This is a genomic window from Acidobacteriota bacterium, assembly GCA_016703965.1.
Taxonomy (GTDB): Bacteria; Acidobacteriota; Blastocatellia; order Pyrinomonadales; family Pyrinomonadaceae; genus OLB17.
The window spans coordinates 1-4,108 of sequence record JADJBB010000020.1 but is presented as its reverse complement, the minus strand read 5'-3'; the positions used below and the strand labels follow the sequence as shown (position 1 = coordinate 4,108).

Annotated in this window: 5 protein-coding genes; 2 read left to right on the top strand and 3 right to left on the bottom strand. The window is 52.4% G+C overall.

The annotated features are described in order from the left end of the window. A partial coding sequence (locus IPG22_07500; protein ID MBK6588122.1) for a hypothetical protein occupies positions 1 to 328 on the bottom strand: 328 nt, incomplete at its 3' end. A 1,085-nt stretch (positions 329 to 1,413) separates the two neighbouring features. Between IPG22_07500 and IPG22_07495 the strand changes: the two genes are divergently transcribed. Then, on the top strand, positions 1,414 to 2,079 hold the full coding sequence (locus tag IPG22_07495) for a hypothetical protein (protein MBK6588121.1): 666 nt from the start codon (positions 1,414 to 1,416) through the stop codon (positions 2,077 to 2,079). A gap of 455 nt (positions 2,080 to 2,534) precedes the next feature. Next, positions 2,535 to 2,993 carry a response regulator transcription factor gene (locus IPG22_07490; protein MBK6588120.1) on the top strand — a complete coding sequence of 153 codons (459 nt, stop codon included), beginning with the start codon at positions 2,535 to 2,537 and terminating at the stop codon, positions 2,991 to 2,993. A gap of 55 nt (positions 2,994 to 3,048) precedes the next feature. On the opposite strand, the gene IPG22_07485 is transcribed toward IPG22_07490, so the two are convergent. Both IPG22_07485 and IPG22_07480 read right to left on the bottom strand, forming a co-directional pair. Further along, positions 3,049 to 3,351, bottom strand: a complete 303-nt coding sequence (locus tag IPG22_07485) for a helix-turn-helix transcriptional regulator (GenBank protein MBK6588119.1) — start codon at positions 3,349 to 3,351, stop codon at positions 3,049 to 3,051. A gap of 52 nt (positions 3,352 to 3,403) precedes the next feature. Further along, entirely contained in the window at positions 3,404 to 3,865 is a 462-nt protein-coding gene (locus IPG22_07480; protein MBK6588118.1) for an autoinducer binding domain-containing protein, read from the bottom strand. Positions 3,866 to 4,108 lie beyond the last annotated feature (243 nt).

Below are 4,108 nucleotides of genomic sequence, written 5' to 3'. Positions count from 1 at the left end.
TGGGATCGCCCGAAGGGTGATTGTGAAAAAGAGCGCAGGCTGCACTCGAAAGAAGGATAGCGGTCTTGAACACTTCTCGAGGATGGACAAGGGCTGTCGTGAGTGTTCCAACAGCGATTGTGTGAAATCCGATAATTTTGTGTTTGGCGTCAATGCAGGCGATCGAAAAATGCTCTCGGTCATATTGCTCGAACATTGTCCCGAAAACATCTGCAAACTCTTTTGAGCAGCTGATCGTGGGGTATTCCTGTATCGAGATAGTTCCTTCGCGGATCAGCCCGATCGAATAACGAGGAATGGCATAAGGAGTGCTTAGCGCATCTTCCATGGTAGATCTCTTCCGTCTCTCACTGGTTACATGAATTGACAGCCTTTGAATTCCTTAAGGCCCTCCAGCATCACGATAATGCCGTTTCTGCCGGTGAAGTGTGGATTGACCGGCCAACGTACCCTTGTAAACTCCTCCCAATCTGAGAAGGCCCAAAGGGAGAAGGTTCTGAATCTTCGAATGCAATCCCATTACTAGGGGGTCGGGAAGACTGCTCATCAATTCCTGGGATAGGGCGGGGATGGTATATTTAAGATTGCTAACTAGTCCCCATGGTTTTATTCATCAAATAGTCTTCTGCGGGGACTGGTCAAATGACCGATGTCCTGGTCACCCTACCGGGTTATTTCTCTTCTATGCGAACCCGCGATCGTCACGTTATCGAAGGTGCTCCAGATTGTTTGGATCCCATTCCACCTGTTGTATGTGAGGATGACATGAGAACGTCGGGTTCGATGAAGCGACTGAGCCGATGTCGGAAAGCGCACACAGTGATCCTTCGGCATTGACGCTTCGAGAGGCTACGCAGTTCGCCTCGCGCAGTGCGTTCACGCGCAGCTACTGTCGAGACGGTCTCTCAACTGCTATCCCGAATATTTGTACGATCATTTCCGTGTTCCTGAAACGGCCGCGCCGGCATTGTTATTATCTCGCGTCTTTGTCACGCGGCCTCTTGATACGCTGGAGCCTCGTTTGAAAATCATGGCGGAGGGGATGGCGGGAACGCATGAACTGTCTCGTCAGGCCCGATGTTTTGTATTGATGGGGTCGTGTGGCCAGTTTCATGTTTGGTGTCATCCTCGCCTGTCTACGCGCTGGCTGCGTGCCGCGCAGACCCTGACTTTCATACCCGGATGCCGATATTGTCTCACCTTCTCGATCAACTCGAGATTGGGTCATTCTCGGCGCAGCAACTACGATGGCCCTTTCTTGTTGGTATTAGTGATTTGGATCGGGCGTTCGGTGTCTTTCGTATTGAAGAGGCGTTGGGGCATCCGTGTATTCCAGCGCAAGCGAATTTGTTCAACAGTATGGGGTGAAATCGGTGATCGGTTTCGGTGGTCGGCTCCCATCTGGTGAGGCCTTTGCCACGGTGCTCTTTCGGCCCGTCCACATTCCTCCCTGCGGCCGCCAGCCATTTTCGGGTGATTGCGCTGAGTGCGTACCTGGCGTTTCTCAACTCCGATCTCGCGTTTATCGAAGAGCATCTCCGCCATCGAGAGCGCATGGAGGGGAATGACAGGAACGATGTGTCGTCCCGTCTGGTCTTGGAAGCGCAGAGGCGAGGACATGAGCGTATTCTCGATCTCTACGATCGTTTAGGGCGAGAACAGGCAGAGCATATCGAGCGTACGACACAAGAACTGCGGGCACTCACGAGCCGGTTGTTTACTGCGGAAGACAGCTATCGTCGTCAGCTCTCACTTGATTTGCATGACGAACTGAGTTCGAAGATTGGCAGCATTATTTTTAACATGGGGAGCCTTCTTGCCGCCCCGCCTCAGGATCAGCATCAATTGCTCGACAGTATCGGCCGGTTCCGAGAAGAACTGGATGTGTTGTCGACCTGGTCTCGCTCAAAAGCGCATGAATTGCATCCAGCCGTTTTAACGAATTTGGGCCTGGTGGCGGCTGTAAAGCGGTTGGCTGTGGAGTATGCGAATCGCTTGAAGTGTCCCGTAGAGGTGCGCGTGGCAGGAAGAGCGTGCCCGAGATATGTCCTCTTCTCAGCACGACGATCTATCGTGTGATTCAGAGGCATTGCGTAATGTTGAGAAGCATGCGAAAGCCAGCCGGGTGGCAGTAGCGTTGTCCATGGAAGCGGATGGGCTGCGAGTGCGTATAGAAGACAACGGAGTGGGGTTTGATCGGGAAAAGACACGAAAGGAGGTGGCCGGGATCGGTCTCATTGGTATTGAGGAACGTATTCGGTTAGTCAATGGGGCGTTGTCAATTGGCGAGTGCTGTGGAACGGGAACACGGATAGACGTCATGGTTCCACACCAGAGGAAAGCATGGGAATAGTGTATGCGTGTTGTGATTGCTGATGATCACCATTTTATGGCAGAAGGCATGCGCCAACACGTTCGAGACCTCCGTTTGCCGCGCCGGAAGGATTTGAGGTGGCCGGAGTCGCCACGAATGGTGAAGACTTGGTGGCAAAGGTCCGTGAGCTCCACCTGATCTCGTCTTTATGGATATTTCTATGCCGAAGCTCAATGGTTTTGAAGCCGCGCGGCAAATTCGAGCGATTCAACCTACGGTGAAGATTCTGTTCGGTGACCATGCATCAGAAGCTGACTATGTCGCTCGTGCGTTTGCCGCAGGTGGCAATGCCTATCTCACGAAAAACTGTGATCCGACAGAGATCGGGCAGGCCCTCACACAGTTGTTTCAAAGGGAGACGCGCTATGTGAGTCCGAAGTCGGGGTGGTGCGTTACTGGGAGAATCGACTACGGAAGGGTAGGCACGCATTCTCTGACTCCACGCCAAGTCGAAGTATTACGACTCTTGGCTCGTGGTCATTCGATCGAAGAGGTTGCGACAGCACTTCGTTTAAGCCGCAAAACGATTGAGTACCACAAAGCGAGGATGATGAAGTCTCAACAACTCTCGACGAACGCCGATTTGCTGAAGTTTGCGTTGGTGCGGGGCATCACTTAACAGGTTGTGGTGGCAACGGTGGGAGGAGGACCCGCTTCGGAATGGAGTCCGACTCTCACCCTGTTGAGACCATGCCGTGGGGGGAGGGAAGCAGCCCTCCTTTGTGCGCTTTGGCGATCGCTTGGGCGCGAGTTGTCGTGTTGAGCTTTTTGAAGATTTCCTCCACATGAAATCGAACCGTTCGTTCGGTGATGTCCAAGATCCTGGCGATTTCCCAAGTCGTTTTTCCCTCTTCAATCCACATGAGAACTTCTGTCTCTCGAGGTTTTAGTGGTGCCGTTGCAACGGGCTCGTTGGCGGGCACGGGAAGGTTCTTAGTCGGGGCGTCATGCAGACATGAACTGATGTAGTCGGCCACGTCTTTATACCGGAGATTGTCTTTGTCGGCTCCTCCGGCGAAAGGCGACAAACTAATTCGTCCTGATCGAGGATCGATCGTTCCGCCGATAATTCCGTTCGCAACCCATATCCCCGTGCTTCATCCATAAACTCTTGCTCGGTTGCCATATTCTGTTTTGTGATCTTGTGATTCCAGACAGTTTGTTTGTTGACTCCTCATCACGTGAGGCGACTGGATCAATCCCGATGTAGCGATTGTTGAGATACCGTTCCAGCCAGGGGAGAGGATAGGAAATATTGATGACGTTGGCTTGATCCTGATCGAGGCCTTCAGAGGAGAGTGGACCGGCGGCTGCCACAATTTTGTCACATGGCAGGAGAGTCTGGGCAAGTGTCAGCGCACGATGCGTGTCGCCATTGGTTTGGGAGGTGTAACAGTAGTGGACGATTTCACGTGTTTGCTGCAGATCCCGTTTGGAAAAGCCGATGAAGAGATGAGACGGAAATGGCCTGGACTGTGAGTGGGTATACATAGTAATGAATCTATCGTAGCCCAGGATGCCTGACTATAGTCGATTGGCAGGGTAATACCTCCCTCCAAAAGGGGGTGCTTGTCCCTAAATTATTCAGAAGGCTATGAGTCTGAGGGTTTGGGGAGAGGGTAAGATACGTGCTGAACTAGTATTACAACCTACATAACTAATGTCCTATCCTCTGGCCAGAAGCTGCATCAAGGCCTACGTCAGATGGCACATGACAAGGGTGCCAGCCAGAAC